This is a genomic window from Nostoc sp. CHAB 5715, from assembly GCF_020829685.1.
Classification (GTDB): Bacteria; Cyanobacteriota; Cyanobacteriia; order Cyanobacteriales; family Nostocaceae; genus Nostoc.
Genome location: NZ_JAIVFR010001002.1, coordinates 1 through 2,610 on the forward strand (window position 1 = coordinate 1; position 2,610 = coordinate 2,610).

General features: G+C 43.4%; 4 protein-coding genes and 2 pseudogenes. 2 read left to right on the forward strand and 4 right to left on the reverse strand.

The genetic code is table 11. The features are described from left to right. Positions 1–91: 91 nt before the first annotated feature. Complete coding sequence (locus LC574_RS34970) at positions 92–502, forward strand: transposase (RefSeq protein WP_368736772.1); 411 nt, start codon at positions 92–94, stop codon at positions 500–502. Between the two features lie 39 nt (positions 503–541). Here LC574_RS34970 and LC574_RS34975 read toward each other — a convergent pair whose 3' ends face one another. The 3 genes from LC574_RS34975 to LC574_RS34985 form a co-directional block, all read right to left on the reverse strand. After that, positions 542–679, reverse strand: coding sequence for a hypothetical protein (locus LC574_RS34975; RefSeq protein WP_229458210.1), 138 nt, complete (start codon positions 677–679; stop codon positions 542–544). A 78-nt stretch (positions 680–757) separates the two neighbouring features. Beyond that, on the reverse strand, positions 758–1,114 hold the full coding sequence (locus tag LC574_RS34980; protein ID WP_229458211.1) for a hypothetical protein: 357 nt from the start codon (positions 1,112–1,114) through the stop codon (positions 758–760). 3 nt (positions 1,115–1,117) lie between these two features. Further along, positions 1,118–1,894 (reverse strand): ParA family protein, encoded by a 777-nt coding sequence (locus tag LC574_RS34985; protein ID WP_229458212.1) that lies wholly within the window; start codon positions 1,892–1,894, stop codon positions 1,118–1,120. A gap of 16 nt (positions 1,895–1,910) precedes the next feature. Between LC574_RS34985 and LC574_RS34990 the strand changes: the two are divergent. After that, a pseudogene (locus LC574_RS34990) lies at positions 1,911–2,096 on the forward strand (IS4 family transposase); the annotation flags it as partial. Positions 2,097–2,222: 126 nt separating this feature from the next. Here the strand turns inward: LC574_RS34990 and LC574_RS34995 are convergent. Beyond that, positions 2,223–2,483 (reverse strand): annotated as a pseudogene (locus LC574_RS34995) (IS4 family transposase); the annotation flags it as partial. Between the last annotated feature and the right edge of the window lie 127 nt (positions 2,484–2,610).

The window sequence follows — 2,610 nt, forward strand, 5'->3', positions numbered from 1 at the left end:
CCGCTGTTAGCTGTTAGCGGTTAGCTGTTAGCTAATGGCTAATAGCTAATAGCTAATACCCCGCTCATATTGGGCGGCTTGTTTAAAACTAATCGCAAGCTCGCTAACCGCTAATCGCTTTTATGGCTTAGTTATTGGCGGTGTTAATCGTAAATCTTATATCCAAATAATGGAGATTGAAGCCCAAGAGGCGGAAAAATTTGGACGTATAAGAGTAATAGTACAGGATAACGGTCCAATCCACCGATGCCAGGAAGTTCAACAGTTATGGTCAAAGTGGGAATACATGGGTTTATACATCTTTTTTCTGCCTAAATATTGTTCTGAGATGAACCCAATTGAATTGGAGTGGCAGCATCTTAAAAAAGATGAGCTATCGGGACAAATGTTTGACGACGAATTAGACCTTGCCTATGCCGTAATCAATGGGGTTAAAGCGAGGGGAGAAAGAGGAAAACATAGTACGGAACGTATTAAATTTAACTCTTATTCTTCAGTTTAACTTTTCGTTACATAGTTATAAATTTCCCCGCCGACTTACTTATGAGCCGCTGACATTAGTCGCACGCCCAGCAACCCGACGTGACGGTGGCGCAGACCGAATCGCAGCAATTACATCAATTGTTACTGCTTTCAGTTGCAATGCACTACACCAGTCAATGAACTCGGATTGGTTCAATCATTTTCTCCTAGTTTTTTCCTTCATATCCTGACACTGACTCTATTTCCCTCAAAAGTTTTCTTGGTTTGAACCATATCATGGCCGTTTTGAACCATATCTGAGTACGAAAGTTCGTTTTTTCAGGTTAACTGAGGGATAACAGAACCGGGTTAATTCCTGGTCGAGTTCTTTTTCTAAAACGATCGCCGAATGTCGTCGGGTTTCGGGATATTTTTCGAGTTCAACTTTAAGTTCGGTGAGTGTGTCTGCTGGTACAGCAGTTGGGGAAGCAAGTTCTGTAACTGGGGTGGGTGGTTGTGGAGGGTTTTGTTCAAAAGCTAGCACTTGCGCTTCTTCGGGTGGTTTGGGAACAAGCGCATCAGCTCGTGCTGGAACAGTCGGGCGATGGCGTTTGTTGCGTAGTTGATCGAGTACGTTTTCTGATTCTGACATTGTTTACTTACTCCCAACAGAAGTACGAATTTTCTCGATTAAAATTTCAAACGGATATTCTAGGTCGGTGTATCCCAACTGGCTGAGAGTTGTACGTTTGTTAATGGCTTGTTTGTAGCGTTCGGATTCTCGGATTGAAGGTAGAACCAAAGAGCCGCCTACTTCGTCGCGCATACCATCTACAGCAGCCCGACTTTCTTGCGCTTGGGTGTTACCAAACCAGCGATCGCGAAATGGAATAACGCCCAAAACTTCAGCATCCGTTGCACCGACATCTCGCAAACCATTGAGTAAGTCAAAGGTTCGCACCAAGGAACCATAACCTTTTACTGATGCTTCTGCGGGAATGACCAAAAAATCTGCTGCGCCGATAACGGTCAGACAAATTTGCGATCGCTGTGGTGGTGCATCTATAATGCAGACTTTGAAGATTTTGGCAACTGCTTCTAACCTGCGCTTCAGTAAGGTTGCGCCAACTCCGCTATTGGAGAGGTAATCCTGTACTGTGTCGAGTTGGTCATCGGCTGGGATGAGAAATAGATTGTCGTTTTCTTTGGTCGGGTAGATGCAGTCCTCTGGTGCGACTGTTTTTTTGAGAAACTCCAGTAAGGTTGGTTGGTTAGGTTCTAACTCGAACCCTAAATAGGTAGTGAGATTGTGTTGGGGGTCAGAGTCGAGCATCAATGTAGGAAAACCCTGGCGTGATAGCAGCCGACCGAGGAACAGGGCGGTTGTCGTCTTACCCTGACCCCCACTAAGGCTGGTAATGGTGATTGTCAAGAAGACTCAAAGACCAATGCCTGAAGATGAAGCGATCGCTCTCACACTAGAGGCATTATTAACACCAGCTATTACCGCACAAGAAAATTACTGCCGAAAATTGGGATTAAGAGATAGAATTCTCAACTTACCTTTGATGGTAGCAGCAGTGTTAACTCTTCTTTGGCGAGACGTAGCAGGGGTGACTCATTTGTCACAAGTTAAGGCTATAAGGCAGTTGTCAAGAGGCTTTTAGAAGAAGCTTGAAAGAAAAATTGGTCAGTGCCTCGCTGTTTTTCTGGGAATGGTGCGACAATTAACTTAACGTTTGGTTTTCGTTGTCGTTTAACAATGCTTCTAATGTTGAGCCATCTATTATCCAGATTCTGGAAAATTTCGTCAATGTGAATTGAATGCTTTCTGGTAGAGATCGTTGATTTCTGTTCTGCCAAGCAGTTCTTAAATACGGTAACAAATCTTTAAATACTCGCTCAAATAATTCAGACGGAAAACTTAAAAATCTTTGAGACATTGCTTGTTGAGTTACCTCTGTAGGTCTAACCCACAAAAAACCTTCTCTTGCTAGCATTCTTGTCAGTTCAGTCACCCCCATTGGTCACAAGTTAAGAAAAAGAGCCAATTGTCAAGGGGGTATGTCAAAAATCGGTAAAATGGGCTGAAAGCTATATCCTTAAAGGAATTGTGACATCCCCTAAACCTACATGAGTAGCACTAAG

Excerpts from the sequence above, each read along its gene's own strand:
- LC574_RS34980 (WP_229458211.1), bottom strand. The coding sequence starts at position 1,114 with ATGTCAGAATCAGAAAACGTACTCGATCAACTACGCAACAAACGCCAT.